This window comes from Acidimicrobiales bacterium, assembly GCA_035294085.1.
Classification (GTDB): Bacteria; Actinomycetota; Acidimicrobiia; order Acidimicrobiales; family Bog-793; genus DATGLP01.
The window spans coordinates 60242-82509 of sequence record DATGLP010000002.1 but is presented as its reverse complement, the minus strand read 5'-3'; the positions used below and the strand labels follow the sequence as shown (position 1 = coordinate 82509).

Here is a 22268-nt window from a genome sequence, read left to right as displayed (position 1 = left end):
GTTATGGCTCGGTTAGGGACCCGGCTCCCCGAACCGCTGCGCTCGCCGGCGAGCGGTCGCCGAGGCGGGCAGGCGCCCGAGGGCGAGCTCCAGGAACCGGCGGGCCGCGGGGGTGAGCGGGGCGTCTCGCTGCACGAGGGCGACGCGCCGCACGATCGGGGGGTCCGGCGTCGCCACGACGCAGCCGAGACGCGCGGCGACCTCGGCGAGCGGCCGCGGCAGCACCCCCGTGCCGGCGCCCGCGGCGATGAGCGGCAGCAGCGCCTCGCGCTGGGCCGCCTCGACGGCGATGGACGGTCGGACGCCCGCGCGAGCGAAGGCCTCGTCGACGAGGCGGCGCGTCGAGGAGCCGGGCGGCGCGGCCACGAGGGGGCGCCCGGCGAGCCCGGCCAGCGCGACCGGGGAGGCGAGCGGCGCGCCGGGCGGCGCGGCCACGAGGAAGTCCTGGGCCGCGAGCCCGTGGGCGACGAGGCCGGCGGCCGCCTCGGCCTCGGTGATCCCCACCTCGCAACGCCCCGAGCGGACGAGCTCGGCGAGCTCCGCGGCGTCCTCCGGCGCGGCGAGCACGACGGTGACCTCCGGGAACGACCGGCGGAAGGCACCGACGAGCGGTGCGACGGGGTCGACGGCGAGCGTGGGCAGGCAGGCGAGGTCGAGGCGGCCGGCGCGCCCGCCGACGACCTCGTCGACGGCTGCCCGCCCGGCCGCCAGGTCGCGCAGCGCGCGCCGCGCCGGCGCGACGAGCGCCTCCCCGGCGGGCGTGAGTCGGACGCCGCGCCCGAGGCGGTGGAAGAGCTCGGTCGACAGCTCGCGCTCGAGCTCGCGCACCGCCTGGGACACGGCGGGCTGCGACATCCCGAGCGCCGCGGCGGCCGCGGTGAAGCCACCCTCGTCGACCACGGCGAGGAAGATGGTGAGTCGCCGGATGTCCATAAGTGATCGCTTATCTACGTGTGCAATCCTACCTCTTTGACTTCTCCATTTCGGGGAGGGAGGATGGGGCGTGCTGGAGCACCTCGAGGTGGAGGACGAACCGCCAGGCGAGGTGTCGGCGCGTCGCGCGCGCGGGCTGTCGGCCCTGCTGCGCGAACCCGGACGCCCCGAGTGGCTCCGGCGGCACCCCAAGGCCCACCTGTTCGCCCTCGGGACGGTCTGCATCGGCGCCTTCATGGGCCAGCTCGACGCGAGCATCGTGACCGTCGCCCTACCGAGCCTCCAGCGCGCCTTCGACGCGAGCGTCGGCGCCGTCACCTGGGTCGGCCTCAGCTACCTCCTCGTGCTCGTGACGATGGTCACGGCCGTCGGGCGCGTCGCCGACACGGTCGGACGCAAGCTCCTCTACAGCTACGGCTTCGTCGTCTTCACGCTCGGCTCGGGGCTGTGCGCCCTCGCGCCGAGCCTGCTCAGCCTCGACCTCTTCCGCGTCCTCCAGGCGCTCGGCGCCGCGATGCTGCAGGCGAACAGCGTCGCCATCATCTACCTCGCGCTCCCCAAGGAGTCGCTCGGCCGAGGCATCGGCGTGCAGGGCGCCGCGCAGGCGCTCGGCCTTGCTCTCGGTCCGGCGGTCGGGGGCGCGCTCCTCGCCGCCGGGGGGTGGCGGCTCATCTTCTCCGTCAACGTGCCGGTCGGCATCGTGGCGATCGTCGCCTCCCGCTTCCTCCTGCCGCGCAGCCGCCACCTCCAGGCCAGCGCCCGGTTCGACTGGCTCGGCCTCGTGCTCTTCGTGCCGGCGACCGCCGCGCTGCTCCTCGCCGTCTCCTACGGCGACGAGTGGGGCTGGGCCTCGCCGGCAATCCTCGTGCTCCTCGTCACGGCGGTGGCGGCCGCGATCGCCTTCGTCCGCCGGGAGCGGAGCGCGCGCGACCCGCTCCTCGACCTCACGCTCTTCGAGCGGCCTGCATTCAGCATCGGCATCGCCGGCGGCGTGCTCGCCTTCGTCGTCCTCTTCGGCGTGCTCTTCGTCATCCCCTTCTTCCTCGAGCACGGCCGGCACCTGTCCCCTGCCGGTACCGGCCTCGAGCTCGCCGCGCTGCCCCTCGCGCTCGGGCTGACGGCGCCGTTCGCCGGCCGTCTCGCGGACCGCGTCGGACCTCGACCGCTCACCGTGAGCGGCATGGCGATCTCAGCCGCCGTGCTCGCCGTCGTCGGCCTCACGCGCCCGGCCACCGGGCCCCTCGTCGCCGCCCTCGCCCTCCTCGGGGTGGGCGCTGGCCTGTTCATCGCGCCGAACTCGGCCTCCGTCATGGCCTCGGCGCCCAAGGTGCAGGCAGGCGTGGCGAGCGGGGTCCTCAACATGTCGCGCGGGACCGGCACCGCGCTCGGCCTCGCCCTCACGGGCCTCGTGTACACGCTGGCGGGTGCGACGGGGACGGCGCACGTCCCGAGCGGCTTCAGCGCCGCCGCCTTCTTCCTCGCCGCCGTCGCCGCCGCGGCGGCGGTGCTCACCGCGCTCGAGCGCGGGGCGCGCCGGCCTGCCGGCGCGCCCGCTGCGCTCGAGCTCTAGCTCGCTCCCTCGCCCGCCTCGGGCAGCTCGCCGTCGGAGGCAGGCGTCTCGCCGCCCGCCTGGCCGGGGTTGGGCTCCCCGCCCTCCCCCACCGGCGCGAGGCCGCCGAAGGGGGAGCCCTCGACGTTGCGCAGCCACGCCGCGAGCTCCTCGGCGCCGGGCTCCGCGAGGTCCGACGACCAGAAGGCCATCCGCTGGGCCTCGGGGGTCTCCACCTCCACGCTGCGGTACCGGCTGAACCCCGAGCCCGCTGGGATGAGCTTGCCGATGATGATGTTCTCCTTCAGGCCGAGCAGCTGATCGGAACGGCCCTCGATCGCCGCCTCCGTGAGGACTCTCGTCGTCTCCTGGAACGAGGCGGCCGAGAGCCACGAGTCGGTGGCGAGCGACGCCTTCGTGATGCCCATCAGCTCGGGACGGCCCTCGGCCGGTCGGCGCCCCTCCTGGACGAGCTCCCGGTTGACCTGCGCGTACCGCTGGGCGTCGATGCGCTCACCGGGCAGGAACGGGCTGTCGCCGGACTCGGCGACGAGGACGCGGCGCAGCATCTGGCGCACGATGAGCTCGATGTGCTTGTCGTGGATCGAGACGCCCTGGTCCCGGTAGACCTTCTGGACCTCCTCGACGAGGTACTGCTGCGTCTCGCGGATCCCCTTGATCTCGAGCAGCTCCTTCGGGTCCTTCGGGCCCTCGAGGAGCGGGTCCCCGGCGGCGACCTCCTGGCCCTCGGCCACCTCGAGGTGCGCGCGAGGCGACACGGCGTGGGCCTCCTCGGTCCCGTCGTCGGCCACGACGACGACGCGCCGGCCCGACTCGTCCTCCTCGATGCGGACGACGCCCGAGCGCCGGGCGAGGACCGCGGCGCCCTTGGGCGTGCGCGCCTCGAAGAGCTCGACGACGCGAGGCAGGCCGTGGGTGATGTCCTCGCCGACGATGCCGCCGGTGTGGAAGGTGCGCATCGTGAGCTGGGTACCCGGCTCGCCGATCGACTGGGCGGCGATGACGCCGACGGCCTCGCCGAGCTCGATGAGCCGACCGGTCGCGAGCGACTGGCCGTAGCAGGCGGCGCAGACGCCGTAGGCGGCCTCGCAGGTGAGGACCGAGCGGACCCGCACCCGGGCGACGGAGGGATCGGCCGCGAGCGCCGACACCTCGGCGTCGCCGAGCAGCGTCCCCGTCTCGAGGCGCGACCCGTCGCTCAGGGCCACGGGCTCGGCGAGGACCCGGCCGTACAGGCGGGTCTCGAGGTAGCGGCGGCGCCCCGGCTCGTCCGGGGCGACGTCCTCGATCCAGATCCCCCGCGCCGTGCCGCAGTCCTCCTCGCGCACGATGAGCTCCTGGGCGACGTCGACGAGTCGGCGCGTGAGGTACCCCGAGTCCGCCGTCCGCAGGGCCGTGTCGGCGAGCCCCTTGCGGGCGCCGTGGGTGGAGATGAAGTACTCGAGCACCGAGAGGCCCTCGCGGAACGACGACACGATCGGCCGGGGGATCATCTCGCCGCGCGGGTTGGAGACGAGGCCCTTCATGCCGGCGATCTGGCGCACCTGCTGGGGGTTCCCGCGCGCGCCCGAGTCGACCATCATGTCGAGCGGGTTGAAGGCCATCTTCGCGAGGCTCCGCTCCATCGCGCGCCCGACCTCGCTGTTGGCCGAGGTCCAGATCTCGATCTCCTTCTGGCGGCGCTCGTCGTCGGTGATGATCCCGCGCTTGAACTGCGCCTCGGCCTTCTCCGCCTCCTTCTCGTAGCGGTCGAGGATGGCTCGCTTCTCCGGCGGGGTCTTCACGTCGTCGATCGAGATCGTGAGCCCCGAGCGCGTCGCGAAGCGGAACCCGAGCTCCTTGATGCGGTCGAGGCTCTCGGCGACGACCGCCTTCGGGTAGGAGGCCGCGAGGCGCTCGACGATCGCACCGATCGACGTCGCCCGCTTGCCGATGACGTCGTTCACGTAGCCGAAGCCCTCCGGCAGCGCGGCGTTGAAGAACATCCGGCCGGGCGTCGTCTCGATCTCCTCGGGCTCCTCGCCGTCGGGTGCCGGTCGGCGGAGCCTGATCTTGGCGTGCAGCGCGACGTCCCCCGCCTCGTAGGCCGCCTCCACCTCGTCGAGGCGCCGGAAGACCCTGCCCTCGCCCTTCGCGCCCTCGACGGCCAAGGTGAGGTAGTAGACGCCGAAGACCATGTCCTGGGTCGGGACCGTGATCGGGCGCCCCGTCGCCGGCGAGAGGATGTTGTTCGCCGAGAGCATGAGCACCCGCGCCTCGGCCTGGGCCTCCGCGGACAGCGGCAGGTGCACGGCCATCTGGTCGCCGTCGAAGTCGGCGTTGAAGGCGGTGCACACGAGCGGGTGGATCTGGATCGCCTTGCCCTCGATGAGGACCGGCTCGAAGGCCTGGATGCCGAGCCGGTGCAGCGTCGGCGCCCGGTTGAGCAGGACGGGATGCTCCTTGATGACCTCGTCGAGGACGTCCCAGACCTGCGGCCGCCGCCGCTCCACCATTCGCTTCGCGGACTTGATGTTCGGGGCGAGCTCGACGTCGACGAGCCGCTTCATGACGAAGGGCTTGAACAGCTCGAGCGCCATCTGCTTGGGGAGGCCGCACTGGTGCAGCTTGAGCGTCGGCCCGACGACGATCACCGAGCGGCCCGAGTAGTCGACCCGCTTGCCGAGCAGGTTCTGGCGGAAGCGCCCCTGCTTGCCCTTCAGCATGTCCGACAGGCTCTTGAGCGGCCGGTTGCCCGGTCCCGTCACCGGTCGGCCCCGCCGGCCGTTGTCGAACAGGGCGTCGACCGCCTCCTGCAGCATGCGCTTCTCGTTGTTGATGATGATCTCGGGCGCCCCGAGGTCGAGCAGACGCTTCAGCCGGTTGTTGCGGTTGATGACGCGCCGGTAGAGGTCGTTCAGGTCCGACGTGGCGAAGCGGCCGCCGTCGAGCTGGACCATCGGGCGCAGGTCCGGCGGGATGACCGGGACGGCCTCGAGGATCATGGCCTTCGGCTCGTTGATCCGCCGCCCGTCGGCGTCGCGTCGGTTGAAGGCGGAGACGATGCGGAGCCGCTTGATCGCCTTCTGCTTGCGCTGCGCCGACAGCGGACGCCGCCCGTCCGCCGGGTCGATCGCCTCGCGCAGCTGCTGCTCCTCGGCGTCGAGGTCGATGCGCTCGATGAGGCGCGCGATCGCCTCCGCGCCCATCCCGCCCTCGAAGTAGTCCCCGTAGCGGGCGGTGAGCTCCCGCCAGACGAGCTCGTCCTCGATGATCTTGCGCGGGAACAGGTCGCGAAGCTCGTCGAGCGCGCGCTGGGCGAGGGCGATCTCGGACGCGGCGCGCTCGCGGATCGCCGCGACCTCCTTCTCGACCGAGCGCTGGCGAGCGCGCAGCTCCGACTCCTTCGCCCCGGACGCCTCGAGCTCGGCGAGCTCGGCCTCGAGCGCGGCGAGACGGCGCTCCACCTCGAGGTCGCGGGCGCGCTCGATCTCGGCGACCTCGGAGGCGAGCTCGGCCTCGAGGTTCGGGAGGTCCTGGTGCCGGCGCTCCTCGTCGACGTGGGTCACGAGGTAGGCGGCGAAGTAGATGACCTTCTCGAGCTGCTTCGCCTTGAGCTCCTCGCGCGGCTCGGTCCCCATGAGGAGGTACGCGAGCCACGAGCGCGTCCCCCGCAGGTACCAGATGTGCACGACCGGCGCGGCGAGCTCGATGTGCCCCATCCGCTCCCGGCGCACCTTCGAGCGCGTCACCTCGACGCCGCAGCGCTCGCAGATGATGCCGCGGAAGCGGACGCGCTTGTACTTGCCGCAGTAGCACTCCCAGTCCTTCGTCGGACCGAAGATGCGCTCGCAGAACAGCCCGTCCTTCTCCGGCCGAAGCGTCCGGTAGTTGATCGTCTCGGGCTTCTTGACCTCGCCGTGCGACCAGTTTCGGATCGCGTCGGCGGTCGCGAGGCCGATGCGGATCTGGTCGAAGTCGTTGACGTCGAGCACTAGAAGCTCCTCTCCGCGGCGCGGCGCGCGTCCTCCTCGTCGGAGCCCCGCTCGGGGCGGCTGATGTCGATGCCGAGCTCCTCGGCGGTGCGGTAGACGTCCTCGTCGAGCTCTCGCATCTCGATCTCCTCGCCGGAGGTGGACAGCACCTCGACGTCGAGGCACAGCGACTGCATCTCCTTGATGAGCACCTTGAAGCTCTCGGGGATGCCGGGCTCGGGGATGTTCTCGCCCTTCACGATCGCCTCGTAGACCTTGACGCGCCCGAGCACGTCGTCGGACTTGATCGTGAGCAGCTCCTGGAGCGCGTACGCCGCGCCGTAGGCCTCGAGCGCCCAGACCTCCATCTCCCCGAAGCGCTGGCCGCCGAACTGCGCCTTGCCCCCGAGCGGCTGCTGGGTGATCATCGAGTACGGCCCCGTCGAGCGGGCATGGATCTTGTCGTCGACGAGGTGGGCGAGCTTCATGATGTACATGTACCCGACGCTCACGGGGTTGTCGTAGGGCTCGCCCGTCCGGCCGTTGTAGAGCACCGCCTTGCCGTCGGGCTGGATGAGGCGCGTCGAGGCGTCCACCGAGTCGGGCTGTAGGTTCTCGAAGATCGCCTGGATCGTCGGGTGCCGACCGGCCTGGTCCGCCTCGTCCCAGTGGGCCCCGTCGAAGACGGGGGTCGACACCCACACCGCAGCGTCGGTCTTCGGCCGGGTCTTCGACTCGGTCCCGCGCACCGGCGCCGTGCCGACCGGCTCCCCGGTGTCGGGCGCCCGCCACCCCCAGCGCGCCGCGTAGCCGAGGTGCGCCTCGAGGACCTGGCCGACGTTCATGCGCGAGGGCACGCCGAGGGGGTTCAAGATGATGTCCACCGGCGTGCCGTCGGCGAGGAACGGCATGTCCTCGATCGGCAGGATCTTCGAGACGACGCCCTTGTTGCCGTGCCGACCCGCGAGCTTGTCGCCCTCGGAGATCTTGCGCTTCTGCGCCACGTAGACGCGCACGAGCTGGTTGACGCCCGGCGGGAGCTCGTGGGCGTCGTCCCGGGAGAAGACGCGTACGTCGATCACCTTGCCGGACTCGCCGTGGGGCACCTTGAGGCTCGTGTCACGCACGTCACGGGCCTTCTCGCCGAAGATCGCCCGGAGCAGGCGCTCCTCGGGCGTGAGCTCGGTCTCGCCCTTCGGCGTGACCTTGCCGACCAGGATGTCGCCCGGACCCACCTCGGCGCCGATGCGGATGATGCCGCGCTCGTCGAGGTCGGCGAGGATCTCCTCGGACAGGTTTGGGATGTCCCGCGTGATCTCCTCGGCCCCGAGCTTGGTGTCGCGCGCGTCGACCTCGTGCTCCTCGATGTGGATCGAGGTGAGGACGTCGTCGCGCACGAGGCGCTCCGACAAGATGATGGCGTCCTCGTAGTTGTAGCCCTCCCACGGCATGAACGCCACGAGGAGGTTCTTGCCGAGGGCGAGCTCGCCGTTGTGCGTCGAGGGACCGTCGCACAGCACGTCCCCGGCGTGCACCTCGTCGCCCTCGCTGACGAGGATCTTCTGGTTGATGCACGTGTTCTGGTTCGAGCGCCGGAACTTCGCCACCCGGTAGGTCCGCCGGCCGAGCGGCTGGCCGTCACGGCCGTGCTGGCCGGGCGCGTACTCGACGGTGAGGAGGTCGCCGGAGACCTCGACGACGCGCCCGTCGCCCTCGGCGAGGATCACCTCGCCCGCGTCCCGCGCCGCTCGCGCCTCGACGCCGGTGCCGATGTAGGGCGCCTCGGGAACGAGCAGCGGCACGGCCTGCTTCTGCATGTTGGCGCCCATGAGGGCGCGGTTGGCGTCGTCGTGCTCGACGAAGGGGATGAGGGCGGTCGAGACCGACACGATCTGCTTCGGGGACACGTCCATGAGGTCGACCTCTGCGGGGGGCACGAAGTCGACCTCGCTCGTCGTCCCGTACGAGGTCGAGGTGGCGCCGACGCGCACCCCGGCACCTTGGGGGCCGCGCCGCACGAGGACCCGGTCGCCGACGAAGCGGCCCTCGGCGTCGAGCGTCGCGGAGGCCTGGGCGATGACGTACTCCTCCTCCTCGTCGGCAGCGAGGTAGACGATCTCGTCGGTGACGCGCCCGTCGATGACCTTGCGGTAGGGGGTCTCGATGAAGCCGTGCTCGTTCACCCGGGCGTAGGTGGCGAGGTGGCCGATGAGGCCGATGTTCGGCCCCTCCGGCGTCTCGATCGGGCACATCCGCCCGTAGTGGGACGTGTGGACGTCGCGCACCTCGAAGCCGGCCCGCTCGCGCGACAGCCCGCCGGGGCCGAGGGCCGACAGCCGTCGCTTGTGCGCGAGGCCCGAGAGCGGGTTGTGCTGGTCCATGAACTGCGACAGCTGGCTCGTGCCGAAGAACTCCTTGATCGCGGCGACGACCGGCCGGATGTTGATGAGCGTCTGCGGGGTGATCGCCTCGACGTCCTGGGTCGTCATGCGCTCGCGCACGACCCGCTCCATGCGCGACAGACCGATGCGCACCTGGTTCTGGATGAGCTCCCCGACCGAGCGGATCCGTCGGTTGGCGAAGTGGTCCTGGTCGTCGAGGCGGTAGCCGACCTCGCCGTTGGCGAGGTGGAGGAGGTAGGTCGAGGCCGCGAGGATCTCGCTCGGGCTGAGCACGCCCTGGCCCTCGGCGGGCCGCTCCAGGTCGATCTCGAGGATCGAGGCGATCTTCTCGATCTCGGGGCCCAGCTTGCGGTTGAGCTTGTAGCGTCCGACACGGGTGAGGTCGTAGCGGCGCGGGTTGAAGAACGCGTTCTCGAAGTAGGCGCGTGCGGACTCGAGCGAGAGCGGCTCGCCCGGCCGGGCGCGCTTGTAGATCTCGAGCAGCGCGTCCTCCCTCGTCGTGACGAGGTCGCGCTCCTTCTCCCACTGGCCGGCGAGGAAGTCGAAGTGGCGCACGAACCGCTCGAGGAAGGCCTCGTCCTCGTAGCCGAGGGCGCGCAGCACGACGAAGAGGGAGAGCCGCCGCTTGCGGGCCACCCGCGCCCCGGCGCTGACGTCCTTGCCAGGCTTGGCCTCGACGTCGAACTCGATCCACTCGCCCCGGTAGGGGTGGATCGTCCCCGTGACGACCGTCTTCGCGTCCCGACCGGGCTGGAAGATGACGCCCGGCGAGCGCACGAGCTGGCTCACGACGACCCGCTCGGTGCCGTTGATGATGAAGGTGCCCTGCGGGGTCATCATGGGGAAGTCGCCCATGAAGACCGTCTGCTCCTTGATCTCCCCCGTCGAGGCGTTCATGAAGCGCGCGCGCACGAAGATCGGCGCGGCGTAGGTCATGTCCTTCGCCTTGCACTCCGCGATCTCGAACTTCGGCGGCGGGCGCAGGTCGGCGTCCGTGGGGTCGAACTCGAGCTCGAGCCGGAGCTGGCCGGTGAAGTCCTCGATCGGGCTGATGTCGGCGAACGTCTCCGCGAGCCCCTTCGACAGGAACCACTCGAAGGAGTCGCGCTGGACCGAGATGAGGTCCGGGAGGGGGAGGACCTCGTCGAGGTTGGCGAACGAGAAGCGCTCGGGGGTGCGGGAACGAGACGGCAAGGGCCTACTCCTCGCAGACACAGGTCGAGACGGCAGGGGCTGCGGCAGTCCGGGCGCGCGTCAGCACGCTGGCGAGAGAGACGTCGCGTGGCGAGCGGGCACGGTGAGCAGAGCTTACCGGCGCGCGCCGAAGGGCGCAACGCACGCTGCGCGCGCGCCATGCGCAGGGTAAAGGACGTGCACCGCCGGGTCAAGCCTGCGGCGCCGGTCCGCTCCCGGCGGCGCCGCCGTCCTAGCGCAGCTCGACGGTCGCGCCCGCGGCCTCGAGCTGGGCCTTCGCCTTCTCCGCGTCCTCCTTCGACACCTTCTCGAGCACCGGCTTGGGTGCCGAGTCGACGAGGTCCTTCGCCTCCTTGAGCCCGAGGCTCGTGAGCGCCCGGACCTCCTTGATCACCTGGATCTTCTTGTCGCCCGCCGAGGCGAGGACGACGTCGAACTCCTCCTGCTCCTCGACGACCGGCTCGGGCGCGCTCGCGCCGGCCGGGGCCGGCGCAGCGACGGCGACCGGGGCGGCGGCCGTCACGCCGAAGCGCTCCTCGAACTCCTTGAGCAGCTCGGAGAGCTCGAGCACGGTCATGCTCGCGATCCCGTCGAGGATCTCCTGCTTGGTCACCATGTGGGTCTCCCTCCTCCTTCTCGGTCCGGCCTGTCGAGGCCCGCGCGCTCAGGCGCCCTCGGCGCGCTCGGCCGGCGCGCCGCGGGCTTCGACGAGCGCCGCGAGCCCGTACGCGAAGTTCTGCGGCAGCGCCTTGAGCAGCGCCGCGAACCGCTGGAGCGGGGCGGCGAGCGCGCCGGCCACGAGGGCGAGCAGCTGCTCGCGCGTCGGGAGGTCGGCGAGCGCGGCGGCCGCCCGCTCGTCGATGACGCTCGTACCGACGAGGCCGCCCTTCACGACGAGGCTCGGGTGCGTGCGGGCGAAGTCCCGCAGCACCCTCGCCACCGCGGCGACGTCGCCGTGCACGAAGGCGATCGCGGTCGGCCCGACGAGGAGCTCCTCGAGGGCCCCGAGCCCGCTCTCGTGGGCCGCGCGCCGCACCAAGGTGTTCTTGAACACCTTGTACTCACCGCCCGCGGCGGCGAGCGAGCGGCGCAGCGCCTGGAGCTCGCTGACGCGCAGTCCGCGGTACTCGGTGAGGATCGCCGCGCCCGAGCCCGCCAGGCGCTCGCGGACCTCGTCCACGACCGCGACCTTCGACGGCCTCGGGTCCCGCACGCTCGTTGCCACGCTGCTCCCTCCAGCGGCGACGACCAGGCGGAGCCGAGGGGCAGACGTGCGCGACCGCACGTGCTCGCCTCGTCGGGCGGGTGGGACGCCCCACCCCTTCGGCGCCGCCAGGCGCACCAGATGTCTTCGGCGGCCGCGGGCACCCGCGGCGCGCCCAGGCTACACGCTCGCCGCTAGGCCGTCGCCGCGAGGTCCTCGTCGGCGAGGCGCGTCCGGTTCGGGTCGACGCGTACGCCGGGTCCCATCGTCGAGCAGACCGTGATGGCTCGCAGGTAGCGCCCCTTCGCGGCCGCCGGCTTCGCGCGCTGCAGCTCGTCGATCACGGCGCGGAAGTTGGCGAGCAGCGCCGAGCGCTCGAAGGAGACCTTGCCGATCGGCACGTGCACGTTGCCGACGCGGTCGGTGCGGTACTCGATCCTGCCGCTGCGGTACTCGGCGACGGTGCGCCCGACGTCCGCCGTGACGGTGCCCGTCCTCGGGTTCGGCATGAGGCCGCGCGGCCCGAGCACCCGCCCGAGCCGACCGACCTGGGGCATCAGGTCGGGCGTCGCGATCGCGACGTCGAAGTCGAGGAAGCCTTCCTTCTCGACGCGCGCCACGAGGTCGTCCGCCCCGACGACGTCGGCCCCCGCGGCGCGCGCCTCGGCCGCCTGCTCCCCGGCGGCGAACACGGCGACGCGCACGGCCTTGCCGGTCCCCGCCGGAAGGCTGAGCGAGCCGCGCACGATCTGGTCGGCGCGGCGCGGGTCGACGCCGAGGCGCACGGCGAGCTCGACGGTCTCGTCGAAGCGCGCGCTCGCCAGGCTCTTCACGAGGTCGATCGCCTCCGCGGGCGAGTACAGCTGCCTGCGGTCGAGCCGCTTCAGCGCGTCGAGGTACCGCTTGCCGTTGCGAGCCATCTGCTCCCTCCGCTCTCGCCCGCCCGCTCAGCGGGCCACGGTGATGCCCATCGAGCGCGCCGTCCCCTCCACCTGGCGCTTGGCCGACTCGAGGTCGTTGGCGTTGAGGTCGGGCTGCTTCGTGCGCGCGATCGCCTCGAGCTGCTCCTCGGTCACCGTCCCGCTCTGCTCCCGGCCGGGAGCCTTGCTCCCCTTGTCGAGCCCGGCGGCCTCCCGCAAGAGCACGGTCGTCGGGGGCGTCTTCAGGACGAAGGTGAAGGAGCGGTCCTCGTAGATCGTGATCTCGACAGGGATGATCGTCCCGCGCTGGCTCTCGGTCGCGGCGTTGTACTGCTTGCAGAACTCCATCGTCTGCACGCCGTGCGGGCCGAGCGCCGTGCCGACCGGCGGCGCCGGCGTCGCCTGGCCGGCGGGGAGCTGGATCTTGACGACGGCGGTGACGCGCCTGCGTGCCATGCGAGCCCTCTCCTGATCCTTGCCGACGCGCCTAGAGCTTCGCGACCTGGCTGAAGTCCAGCTCGACCGGCGTCTCTCGTCCGAAGATGTTGACGAGGACCTTCAGCTTGAGCTGGTCCTCGTTGATCTCGGCTACCTGCCCGGTGAAGTCGGCGAAGGGGCCCTCGCGCACGCGCACCGTCTCGCCGACCTCGTGCTCGAGGCGCGGGCGGCGCTGCTTGGGACCCTCGGCCCCCTCCTCGCGCACCTGCAGGATGCTCTCCACCTCGGCTCGCGACAGCGGCGTCGGCTTCGTGCCGGGACCGACGAAGCCGGTCACGCCCGGCGTCTGGCGGATGACCGACCACGAGTCGTCGTCGAGCTCGCAGCGGCACAGCAGGTAGCCGGGGAACACCTTGCGCTGGACGGTGACCTTCTTGCCGTTCTTGAACTCGACGGCGTCCTCCATCGGGATGACGACCTCGTAGATGCGGTCCTCCATGTTCATGGAGGAGATGCGGCTCTCGAGGTTGGACTTCACCTTGTTCTCGTAGCCGGCGTAGGTGTGCACGACGTACCAGCGGCCCGGCCGGTCGTAGGGGCTCGGCGGACGCGCCGGAGCCTCGTCCTCCTCGAGCGGCTCGCCCTCGAGGTCGTCCACCTCGACCGGCGCCTCGCCCCCGTCGTCGCTCGTGTACGTCGTCATCACCATGCTCGTCTCTCGGTGCCGGCCCGTCCCGGCCGCCTGACCACCTCGCCCGCCCGGCGCCCGCCGGGCACCGGTGCCGCCGAGGTCCTACCTCCGGTAGAGGAACAGCACCCCCTTGGCGAACAGGTAGTTCAGCCCGAAGATGAGGAGCGAAAGCAGCACGAGCGTCGTGAGCACGACGGTGGAGTAGTTCACCACCTCGGCTCGGCGAGGCCAGATGACCTTCGCGAGCTCGCTCCGCACCTCGCGCATGAACTGGGCGAAACGCTTCCCCAGGCTAGCGCGGCGCGCCTCCGGCGGGCGACGCGCCAGGGTGGCCGGCGGGCGGCGAGGCGCCGGGGTGCCGTCGGCGCCGAGCTGCCCCTGCCGCTGCAGCAGGCGCTTCGTCTGTCGGTTCACGGTCGTCCTCTGGTTCCTGGCGAGCAGGGCAGGAGGGACTCGAACCCCCAACCGCCGGTTTTGGAGACCGGTGCTCTACCCACTTGAGCTACTGCCCTCTGCGCGGCGGACGACCGACCGCGTCGTTCGCGCCGATTCGCCCGCGAGCGGGGCAGGCCCACGATAGCACCGGCTGCCCGAAGGTCCGCCGGCGCCTAGCCGCCGACCGGCGACGTCGCCCGCGCCGGCCGGGCACGGGCCCGCACGACGAGCGCCACCGCCGCGAGCACGCTCGCGACGAGGCCCGAGGCGTAGGCCAGTCGGCGCCCGCGCAGCGCCGAGCGGACCGCGCGGCGCCTCGCGGCGCGCCAGATCGCCTCGATCGCCTCGGCGACGACGCCGTCGGGCGGTGCGACCGTCTCCTCGCGCAGCTGCACGAGCAGGCGGAGCAGGCGGCGGTAGCGGGCGAGCTCCGCCTGGCAGCGCAGGCACGTCTCGACGTGGGCCTCGATCTCGCTCGGCGGCTCGCCGCGCCGGTCGAGCAGCGCCGGCAGCGCCGCCGCGACGGCGGCGCAGCGGACCGCCTCAGCCGGCGGCACGCCGACCTCGCGTCGCCGGGGCCCGGCGCCGGCCGAGCAGCTCCACGCTCCCGCCCCCCTCGGCCGGCCGAGCCTCGGCGGCCACGGGACCGAACAGGGCGTCGCGCAGCCTGCGCCGAGCACGGTGCAGGCGCACCCGAGCCGCGGCCCGCGAGATCCCGAGCTCCTGCGCGATGGCCTCGTGCGGCAGGTCGTAGACGTCCCGCAGCACGACGACGGCGCGCAGCTCGTAGGGCAGCGCCCCGAGCGCCGCGACGAGCCGGCGGCGGTCGTCCCCGTCGTCGGCGGCGGCCTGCGGGTCACGCTCGCGCCGGGGCTCGGCGATGGCGACGTCGTCCCCGAGGTGCTCCGAGCGCCGGCGCCGGCGCCGCTCGAGGTGCGTCGCCGAGCAGTTCGCGGCGATCCGGTAGAGCCAGGTCGTCACGCCCGCCTCGCGGCGGAACGCCGAGATGGCCCGGAAGGCCCGCAGGTAGGTCTCCTGCATGACGTCGGCGGCGTCGTCGTCGTTGCCGACGAGCCGGCGCGCGAGGGCGTACACCTGCGGGGAGGTGGCGACGACGAGCCGGCCGAAGGCGTCGACGTCGCCGTCGCGTGCCGCGAGGGCGAGGTCCTCGAGCGAGGCCTCCACCGGCACCGGCCCGCCTAGCGCGTCTCCTTGTGGTTCGTGTGCCGGCGGTCGAACCGGCAGTACTTGCGCAGCTCGATGCGCTCGCGGTCGTTGTTCTTGTTCTTCGTCGTGATGTAGTTGCGCCGCTTGCACACCTCGCACTCGAGGGTGACCTGCACGCGCTTCTCCGCCTTCGCCACGCGACTCCTCCTTCGCTCGAGCGCGCGCCCTTCGACCTGGTAGCGGCGGCCGGACTCGAACCGGCGACCCCACGATTATGAGCCGTGTGCTCTCACCAACTGAGCTACGCCGCCCGGGAGCCCCCTGTCAGGATTGAACTGACGACCCCTTCCTTACCATGGAAGTGCTCTACCACTGAGCTAAGGGGGCGAGGCGGGACCACGTCCCCGCTCGCCGGCAGTGTACCGTGCGCACGTCGCTGGCGTGAGGAGGCTCGCCGGCGGGTGCCGGCCGGTAGTGTCGGGCCGTGCTCGAGCTACGCATCGTCGAGGACGGCGACGCCGAGGCGATCCGGACGATCTACAACGCCGAGGTCGTCGGGTCGACGGCCACCTTCGACCTCGTCGAGCGCACCGCCGAGGAGCAGCGCGCGTGGATCGCGGCGCACCGCGGCGCGTACCCCGCGATCGTGGCCGTGCGCGACGGGGAGGTCGTCGGGTTCGCCTCGCTCTCCCCCTACCGGCCCCGCCCGGCCTACTCGACGACCGCCGAGGACTCCGTCTACGTCGCGGCGCCCCACCGCGGCCAGGGCGTGGGCAAGGCGCTGCTCGCCGATATCGTCCGGCTCGCGAGCGCCCAGGGCTTCCACTCCGTCGTCGCCCGCATCGTGGGCGACCACGCCGCCTCGATCGCCCTCCACCGCTCGTGCGGCTTCGAGCTCGTCGGCGTCGAGCGCGAGATCGGCCGGAAGTTCGGACGCTGGCTCGACGTGGCCGTCATGCAGCGCCTGCTGTGAGGCAGGCCGGCGCGCCGCCGAGGCGCGCGCGGGTGCGGACACCCCCGACACCCTCTGGCCACCTGGGACCGCGCGGATGCGCGCGAGGCGACGCCGGTGACCGGACCAGCCCCGCTACCGTGGCCGCCCGTGGCCGGCGCGGGCACGAGGCAGGAGCGGGCTGGGCGCCGGCAGCTTCCCGGACGATGACGGCGGCGCACCGGCGACCGAGGCCGCGACGACGCAGCCGCCGGGTGCTCGTCGTCCTCGGCGTCGCCGCCCTCGCCGCCTACGGAGCGAGCCGCCTCGCGTCGCACGCCACGGCGAGCGGCCCGACCGCCCTCGCGGGCACCTTCGCCCCGGGCGCCTGCGTCGAGCTCGGACCGACACAGGGCAACCGGCACGAGACCGTCTTCCTCGACGCCGGCCACGGCGGGCCGGACCCCGGCTCGATCGGCGTCGATCCGGCCGGCCAGCGCGTCGAGGAGAAGCAGTTCACCCTCCCCGTCGAGCTCGCCACCGGCGCGCTGCTGCGTTCCGACGGCTACACGGTCGTCCTGTCGCGCACGGTCGACGGCCCGGTCGCGGCGCTCGGCCCCGGCGACCTCGACGGGACGGTGCTCACCGCGGCCGGCGAGCACGCCGACCTCGCGGCGCGGGTGCGCTGCGCCAACGAGGCGCACGCCGCGGTGCTCGTGTCCATCCACTTCAACGCCTTCTCCGACCCGAACGTGGGGGGCGCCCTCACCACCTACGACGCGGCCCGCAGCTTCTCGGCCGAGAACGAGCGGCTCGCCTCGCTCCTCGAGCACGACGTCGTCGCCTCGCTCGCCCGCGGCGGCTGGGACGTCCCGGCGCGCGGCGTGACGCCGGACACGAACGTCGGCGGTCCGGCGCTCACCGCCGCCGGCGCCGCCTACGACCACCTCTACCTGCTCGGTCCGCGCGCGCCCGGCTTCAACGACGACCCGAGCGACATGCCCGGCGCCCTCGTCGAGCCGCTGTTCATCACCGACCCGGCCGAGACGGCGATCCTCGAGGACCCGGCCGGCCGGGAGGCGATCGCCTCGGGCATCGCCGAGGCGATCGAGCAGTTCCTCGCCGCTCGCTGAGCGCTCGAGGCGCCGACTCAGGCGCGCTCGGCCGAGAGCCCGTCCTTCACCTGGCCACCGAGGCCCCGCCGCAGGCGGGGCGCGACGAGGGCGGCGGCGAAGGCCACGAGCGCGCCCGAGGCGAGCGCGACCATCCCCGGGTTGGCGTTGGCGAGCTCGTCGACGAGGACCCGCCCGCCGGGCAGGCCGACGAAGCAGGCGATCCCCGAGACCACGAGGAGCACCCGACGGGTCCGACCCTCGGCGATCGGCGCGAGGAACACGAAGCCCCACGCCGCGTACCACGGCTGGACGACCGGGCCGAGCAGCACGACAGCCACGTAGGTCCACCCCATCGCCGACAGCGCGCCGATGCGGTCCGAGCTGCGCAGCAGGCGCAGCCCGATCAGCCCGGCGAGGACGAAGGCCGCGCCCCGGCAGATCGTGAGCAGCACGTGCGTGTGGTCGCCGAGGCCGACCGCGGAGACGACCCGACCGAGGAACAGGCCGAGGCCCGTCGCCGGGTCCAGCCAGGACCTCACGGTGTCCGGGTTCTGCAGCCCGGAGATCCAGCCCCAGCCGAGGCCGACCGCCTCGGAGCAGACCGCCATGACGCCGACGGCGCCCGCGAGGCACGCGAGCGTGGGCCGGAGCCGCTCGCTGACGGGACGTCCCGGGCCCCACCACTCCCAGCCGATGTAGACGGCCCCGAGGATGGCCGGCACCTTCACGGCCGCGGCGAGCCCGCACAGCGCCACGCCGAGCACCGGGTGGCCGCGGCGCGCCAGCGCGTAGCCCGGGACGAGCAGGCCGAGCATGAGGGCGTCGTTGTGCGCCCCGGCGACGAGGTGCAGCAGGACGAGCGGGTTCAGCGCGGCGACGGCGAACGCGGTGGCGGCGTCACGGTTGAACGAACGGGCGATGACCGGGACCGCGCACGCGAACAGGACGGTACCGGCGAGGGCGAGCAGACGCAGGCCGACGACCGAGAGCAAGACGTTGTGGCCGCTCGCCGCGACGATGCCGCCGGCCAGGGCGAGGAAGACCGGTCCGTAGGGCGACGAGACGTTGCCCCACAGCGGGTCGACGAGCTGGCTGAAGGGGGAGCCGCTGCTCAGCAGGCTGGGACCGTAGTGGTAGGGGTTGATCCCGTGCGCCATCATCTCGCCCTGCGCGGCGTAGCTGTAGACGTCCTTCGAGAACAGCGGGGCCACGACGAGCAGCGGCAGCACCCAGGCGACGAACACCGGCACGAGGCGCGACACCGGGACGCCGGGGTGGCGGCTCATGGTCCGCACGACGTCGAACCAGGCGCGCAGGAGGAGGAGCATCCCGGCGTAGACGGCGACGACGCCGACGAAGAGCCACTGGCCGGGGGCGGGGGTGTAGGCGGAGGACTCCGCGGCGACGTGGGGAATCCCGAAGTACCAGGCGCCGGCGTGCTTGAAGGTGAACGGCGAGTTCGGCTGCGTCCCGCCGAGGAAGATGAGGACCGAGGCGACGAAGCCGAGCACGACGGGCCACGCGAGGCGCCGCGCGAGGGGGGTCTCGCCGGGGACGTACGGCTCGACCGGCGGTGCGGGCCGTCCCGGGCGCTGGAGCAGGTGGGCGCCGAGCGCGGCGGCGTACTCGAGGCGCCGGGCGAACCGCTCGGGCCATCGCGCCCAGCCGGCGCGGCGTGGCACCCGCTCGGCAGCGGTCGGCATGGTCGCGAGCTTACGCCAGCACCGGCGCGACGAGCCGACGCGCCGGGGCGCTTCGGTAGCGTTCCGCCATGCGCGCCGGGGCGGGAGCGGGTCGGGCGCCGGCGCCGCTGCCGGCCCTCCGGCGGGTCGACCGGCGGGACCTCGTGGCCGTCGCCCTCCTCGTCCTCGTCCCGCTCGTGCTGCTCGGCCTCCCCGCTCTCGCGGGCTACCCGCTCCTCACGGGCGACGCGGTCATCCAGAACCTCCCGCTGCGCGCGCTGGCCGGGGCGCTCCTGCGCCACGGCGCGCTCGCCACCTACGACCCCTACGACTTCTCCGGGACACCGCTGCTCGGGGGCATCAACGCCGGCGCGGCGTCCCCCGGGGTGCTCGCCTTCGCCGTCCTGCCCCCGCTCGCCGCCTACGTGCTCGTCGAGGCGCTCGCCTACGGCGCCGCGGCCAGCGGCCTGTACGTCTTCCTCCGCCTGCGCGGGCTCGACCCGCTCGCCGCGGCGCTCGGCGGCGCCAGCTTCGGGCTCGGCGGCTACCTCGCCTCCCAGGCCGTGCACGTCGACGTCGTCGAGACCGGCGCTGGGCTCGCGTTCGCCCTCGTCGCCCTCGAGCGCCTCGCCGACGACCGGTGCCGCCACGTGCCGGCGCTCGTCGCGCTCCTCGCCGCCTGCCTCGGCGGCATCGGCCTCGCCGGCAGCCCGGAGGCCGCCTGGTACGCGGCGCTGGCCGCCGCCGTCTACGCGGCGCACCTGCTCGCCAGGCCCGGGCGCCGCCTGGCGCGCGCCGGTCGCTTCGCCGTCGGCGCCGCCTTGGGCGGCCTCGTCGCCGCGGTCCAGCTCCTCCCCGGGTCGGCCTTCGTCGCCGTCTCGCAGCGGTCGGCGGGCAGCGTCGGCTTCTTCACGAGCGGGTCGCTGACCCCGGCCCTGCTCACCGTGCTCGTCGCCCCGCACCTGCTCGGCGGCGGGCCGCTCGGGCTCGCCGCCTACGTCGGCCGCTACAACCTCGCCGAGACGGACGCCTACCCGGGGATGCTCGCCCTCGCCGGCACGCTCGGGCTCGCCCCCGGCGCGCTGCGCCGGGAGGGCCGCCCGCTGCGCGTCTGGTACGCGATCGGCGCCCTCGGCGTCGCGATCGCGCTCGGCAGCCGGACGCCCCTCCCCCACCTCCTCGTCCACCTGCCGGTCGTCGGCCTGAGCCGCCTGCCGAGCCGCGCGCTCCTCCTCTTCGCGCTCGCCGCCGCGGTGCTCTACGCCCACTTCGCGCAGGCGCTCCTGGCGCCGGGAGGCGCCGGCGCCACGGCGCGCCGCCTCGGCGCGCTCGCCCCCCTCGTCCTCCTCGCGCTCCTCGGTGCGACGGCGCTCGGCGGGACGGCGGTCGCACGCGCGCTCGCCGGTGGGCCGACCGGACCGTGGAGCGTGCGCGCCGTCGCCCCCTACCTCGCCACGGCCGGCGCCGTCGGGCTCGCCGCCCTCGCCTTCCTCCTCCTGGGCCACCGCGCCGGCGTCCGTCGTCGGCGCGCCCTGCTCGTCGCCCTCGCCCTCGTCGACCTCGTGACCTTCTGGGCGAACGAGAGCTCCTTCGCGCCGACGCCGGCGCGCGCGCTCGGGCGCGCCAACGCCCTCGAGCGGTCGCTCGCGCGCCTCGTCGGGCCGGAGGGGCGCTTCGTCGTCGACGACCCGGCGCGCGCCGGCGGCCTCGCCCTCGACGAGCTCGGCGCGCCCGACCTCAACGTCCTCTACCGCCTCCACAGCGCCCAGGGCTACGGCTCGCTCGCCTGGGGTCCCTACGCCCGAGCCACGGGGACCCACGGCCAGGACGTCGTCTCGCCCGCGGCCCTCGCCGGGCGCGTCGCCGACGAGCTCGACGTGCGCGCCCTGCTCGCGCTGCCGGGGTCCTTCGAGGTGCCGGCGGGCGAGGGCCGCCCGATCCCGCTCGCCCCCTCGGCGGCGACCGTCCGGTACTTCGGCCGGCGCGAGGACGTCGTCGGGGTGCGCCTCGCGTGGCCGCGAGCGAGCCGCGGGACCGCCGACGGCCTCGCCGCCCTGGCGCGCCGCACCCGCCTCCTCACGGCGCGGGGGCGCCTGCTCGCACCGCTCGGCCCCGGCACGCCGGGGCCGGGAGCCGCCGTGAGCGAGCGCTTCGGCGGCGAGGCCGCGGTGGGGCTCGTCCTGCCGCCCGACCGAGGCCGCGTGCGCGTCGTCGTGGAGACCCCTCGGCGCGCGTTCTCCCCGTCGGGAGCGCTCGCCGCGGCCGTGGCACCGCCCCACTGGCGCCCTGGACCACCCATCGGCCCCTACGCCACCTTCCTCGACACCCGGGCGATCGGACACCTCGCCGCCGTCGCGCTCGGCCGGTCCCGCCCGACGGCCGAGCTGTCCTGGCACGACCTCGGTGCGCGCGAGACCGTCGAGGCGAGGGCGGCCGCAGCCTTCCTCCTCGTGCGCAGCGTCGCCGACCTGCCTGGCTGGCACGCCGAGGTGGACGGACGCCCCGTCCGCATCCGCCGCTTCGGCCTCGTCCAGGCCGTGCGCCTGCCCGCGGGCCGGTCCTCGGTGACCTTTCTCTACACTGCGCCCGGATCCGAGCTCGGCGCCGCGCTCGCCGGCGCCGGGTGGGCGGCGCTCGTCGCCCTCGCCGCTGGCGACTGGCTGGCGACGCGCCGCCGGAGGGCCGGGCGTGGCGCGGCGCGCGCGGGCGACCGGACCGGGCTCTGGCGAGGTGCGGGGAGGGGACGCGACGCTCTCGGTGCGACGGCGGGCAGCACGTGGCGCTGAGCCGGCCGCGGCGGGCGGGCACGCCCGGCGGCTCGCCGCGCTCGCGTGCGCAGCGCTCGTGCTCGGCGGCTGCGCCGCGGGGGGCGGGACGGCGAGCGCACGCCCGCGCGCCCAGGGGACGCCGGCCACCCGCTCCGCTCACGAGCGCGCGCGCACCGGTCCAGGCGCCGGTCGGGTGACGGCCATCGGCGACTCGGTGATGCTCGACTACGCCGACGAGCTGCGGGCGCTCCTCCCCGGCGTCGCCATCCACGCCGCCGTCGGCCTGCAGTTCAGCGCGGGCATCTCGCTCGCCGAGCGCCTGCGGGCCGAGCACCGGCTCGGCTCGGTCGTCGTCGTCGCCCTCGGGACGAACGGCCCGGTGACACCGACCGAGCTTCGCGAGCTGCTCGCCGTCCTCCGCCGGGTGCGGCGCGTCGTCCTCGTCACCGTCCACGTCGACCGTCCCTGGCAGGACAGCGTGAACGCCGTCCTTCGCGCCGGCGCGGCGGCGGCACGCAACGCGGTCGTCGCCGACTGGGCCGCGCTCGCTGCCCACCACCCGGGTTGGTTCTACGCCGACGGCACCCACCTGCCGATCGACGGTCCGGGCGCCCGGGCGCTCGCCCGGCTCATCGCCGCGAAGGTGCGCGCCGCCTCGCCCGGTGCGAGCGCGGGGCCGAAGCGAGGAAGGCGCGCGCGCACCCCCGCCTCGGCGGGACCGAGCCGCCGGTAGCCTCGCTCCGGCGCGTCCAGGCCTCGACCGGTCCGAGGTCGCCGTCGTCGAGCGAGCGGCCGGCCGGCTCGTGTGCGACCCGACGACGCCGACCGACACGACCGCCTGCGCCTCGTTCGCGCCGTCCCCTCG

At 73.9% G+C, this 22268-nt stretch carries 18 protein-coding genes and 3 tRNA genes; 5 read left to right on the top strand and 16 right to left on the bottom strand.

What is annotated here, in order from left to right; genetic code table 11:
- Positions 1-12: 12 nt before the first annotated feature.
- Positions 13-933: a LysR substrate-binding domain-containing protein gene (locus tag VKV23_00505; GenBank protein ID HLI14518.1), complete on the bottom strand. Its 921-nt coding sequence runs from the start codon at positions 931-933 to the stop codon at positions 13-15.
- A gap of 70 nt (positions 934-1003) precedes the next feature.
- On the opposite strand from VKV23_00505, the gene VKV23_00500 reads away from it, so the two are divergent.
- Positions 1004-2503 carry a DHA2 family efflux MFS transporter permease subunit gene (locus tag VKV23_00500; protein ID HLI14517.1) on the top strand — a complete coding sequence of 500 codons (1500 nt, stop codon included), beginning with the start codon at positions 1004-1006 and terminating at the stop codon, positions 2501-2503.
- On the opposite strand, the gene VKV23_00495 is transcribed toward VKV23_00500, so the two are convergent.
- The 14 genes from VKV23_00495 to VKV23_00430 form a co-directional block, all read right to left on the bottom strand.
- Positions 2500-6477 carry a DNA-directed RNA polymerase subunit beta' gene (locus VKV23_00495; protein HLI14516.1) on the bottom strand — a complete coding sequence of 1326 codons (3978 nt, stop codon included), beginning with the start codon at positions 6475-6477 and terminating at the stop codon, positions 2500-2502. The two genes, VKV23_00500 and VKV23_00495, sit on opposite strands and share 4 nt — an antisense overlap.
- Complete coding sequence (locus tag VKV23_00490) at positions 6477-10052, bottom strand: DNA-directed RNA polymerase subunit beta (GenBank protein HLI14515.1); 3576 nt, start codon at positions 10050-10052, stop codon at positions 6477-6479. Before VKV23_00490 ends, VKV23_00495 begins: the two co-directional genes overlap by 1 nt.
- Positions 10053-10284: 232 nt before the next feature.
- On the bottom strand, positions 10285-10668 hold the full coding sequence (gene rplL / locus VKV23_00485) for a 50S ribosomal protein L7/L12 (GenBank protein ID HLI14514.1): 384 nt from the start codon (positions 10666-10668) through the stop codon (positions 10285-10287).
- Positions 10669-10716: 48 nt separating this feature from the next.
- On the bottom strand, positions 10717-11277 hold the full coding sequence (rplJ, locus tag VKV23_00480) for a 50S ribosomal protein L10 (protein ID HLI14513.1): 561 nt from the start codon (positions 11275-11277) through the stop codon (positions 10717-10719).
- Between the two features lie 173 nt (positions 11278-11450).
- On the bottom strand, positions 11451-12176 hold the full coding sequence (rplA, locus tag VKV23_00475) for a 50S ribosomal protein L1 (GenBank protein HLI14512.1): 726 nt from the start codon (positions 12174-12176) through the stop codon (positions 11451-11453).
- A gap of 27 nt (positions 12177-12203) precedes the next feature.
- Complete coding sequence (rplK, locus tag VKV23_00470) at positions 12204-12632, bottom strand: 50S ribosomal protein L11 (GenBank protein ID HLI14511.1); 429 nt, start codon at positions 12630-12632, stop codon at positions 12204-12206.
- A gap of 31 nt (positions 12633-12663) precedes the next feature.
- Positions 12664-13317, bottom strand: a complete 654-nt coding sequence (nusG, locus tag VKV23_00465) for a transcription termination/antitermination protein NusG (GenBank protein HLI14510.1) — start codon at positions 13315-13317, stop codon at positions 12664-12666.
- 90 nt (positions 13318-13407) lie between these two features.
- On the bottom strand, positions 13408-13719 hold the full coding sequence (gene secE / locus VKV23_00460; GenBank protein ID HLI14509.1) for a preprotein translocase subunit SecE: 312 nt from the start codon (positions 13717-13719) through the stop codon (positions 13408-13410).
- A gap of 24 nt (positions 13720-13743) precedes the next feature.
- Positions 13744-13817, bottom strand: a tRNA-Trp gene (locus VKV23_00455).
- A gap of 96 nt (positions 13818-13913) precedes the next feature.
- Positions 13914-14297 (bottom strand): hypothetical protein, encoded by a 384-nt coding sequence (locus VKV23_00450; protein ID HLI14508.1) that lies wholly within the window; start codon positions 14295-14297, stop codon positions 13914-13916.
- Positions 14284-14931 (bottom strand): sigma-70 family RNA polymerase sigma factor, encoded by a 648-nt coding sequence (locus VKV23_00445; protein ID HLI14507.1) that lies wholly within the window; start codon positions 14929-14931, stop codon positions 14284-14286. The genes VKV23_00450 and VKV23_00445 overlap by 14 nt, the downstream gene beginning before the upstream one ends.
- An 8-nt stretch (positions 14932-14939) precedes the next feature.
- A complete protein-coding gene (rpmG, locus tag VKV23_00440) occupies positions 14940-15104 on the bottom strand; it encodes a 50S ribosomal protein L33 (GenBank protein ID HLI14506.1) in 165 nt (54 codons plus the stop codon).
- A 37-nt stretch (positions 15105-15141) separates the two neighbouring features.
- Positions 15142-15218 (bottom strand) — tRNA-Met (locus VKV23_00435).
- A 4-nt stretch (positions 15219-15222) separates the two neighbouring features.
- Positions 15223-15294: transfer RNA gene (locus VKV23_00430), tRNA-Thr, on the bottom strand.
- 97 nt (positions 15295-15391) lie between these two features.
- Between VKV23_00430 and VKV23_00425 the strand changes: the two genes are divergently transcribed.
- Together VKV23_00425 and VKV23_00420 are read left to right on the top strand one after the other, a co-directional pair.
- The gene (locus VKV23_00425) at positions 15392-15880 is read left to right on the top strand and encodes a GNAT family N-acetyltransferase (protein HLI14505.1); all 489 of its coding nucleotides are present in this window, start codon (positions 15392-15394) and stop codon (positions 15878-15880) included.
- Positions 15881-16065: 185 nt separating this feature from the next.
- A complete protein-coding gene (locus VKV23_00420) occupies positions 16066-16971 on the top strand; it encodes an N-acetylmuramoyl-L-alanine amidase (protein HLI14504.1) in 906 nt (301 codons plus the stop codon).
- A gap of 17 nt (positions 16972-16988) precedes the next feature.
- On the opposite strand, the gene mptB is transcribed toward VKV23_00420, so the two are convergent.
- A complete protein-coding gene (mptB, locus tag VKV23_00415) occupies positions 16989-18656 on the bottom strand; it encodes a polyprenol phosphomannose-dependent alpha 1,6 mannosyltransferase MptB (GenBank protein ID HLI14503.1) in 1668 nt (555 codons plus the stop codon).
- A gap of 68 nt (positions 18657-18724) precedes the next feature.
- On the opposite strand from mptB, the gene VKV23_00410 reads away from it, so the two are divergent.
- Together VKV23_00410 and VKV23_00405 are read left to right on the top strand one after the other, a co-directional pair.
- A complete protein-coding gene (locus VKV23_00410; GenBank protein HLI14502.1) occupies positions 18725-21421 on the top strand; it encodes a hypothetical protein in 2697 nt (898 codons plus the stop codon).
- Positions 21422-21596: 175 nt separating this feature from the next.
- Positions 21597-22136, top strand: a complete 540-nt coding sequence (locus tag VKV23_00405) for a hypothetical protein (protein ID HLI14501.1) — start codon at positions 21597-21599, stop codon at positions 22134-22136.
- Positions 22137-22268 lie beyond the last annotated feature (132 nt).

Excerpts from the sequence above, each read along its gene's own strand:
- VKV23_00505 (HLI14518.1), bottom strand. The coding sequence starts at position 933 with ATGGACATCCGGCGACTCACCATCTTCCTCGCCGTGGTCGACGAGGGT.
- rplL (HLI14514.1), bottom strand. The coding sequence starts at position 10,668 with ATGGTGACCAAGCAGGAGATCCTCGACGGGATCGCGAGCATGACCGTG.
- rplA (HLI14512.1), bottom strand. The coding sequence starts at position 12,176 with ATGGCTCGCAACGGCAAGCGGTACCTCGACGCGCTGAAGCGGCTCGAC.
- rplK (HLI14511.1), bottom strand. The coding sequence starts at position 12,632 with ATGGCACGCAGGCGCGTCACCGCCGTCGTCAAGATCCAGCTCCCCGCC.
- nusG (HLI14510.1), bottom strand. The coding sequence starts at position 13,317 with ATGACGACGTACACGAGCGACGACGGGGGCGAGGCGCCGGTCGAGGTG.
- VKV23_00420 (HLI14504.1), top strand. The coding sequence starts at position 16,066 with ATGACGGCGGCGCACCGGCGACCGAGGCCGCGACGACGCAGCCGCCGG.
- mptB (HLI14503.1), bottom strand. The coding sequence starts at position 18,656 with ATGCCGACCGCTGCCGAGCGGGTGCCACGCCGCGCCGGCTGGGCGCGA.
- VKV23_00410 (HLI14502.1), top strand. The coding sequence starts at position 18,725 with ATGCGCGCCGGGGCGGGAGCGGGTCGGGCGCCGGCGCCGCTGCCGGCC.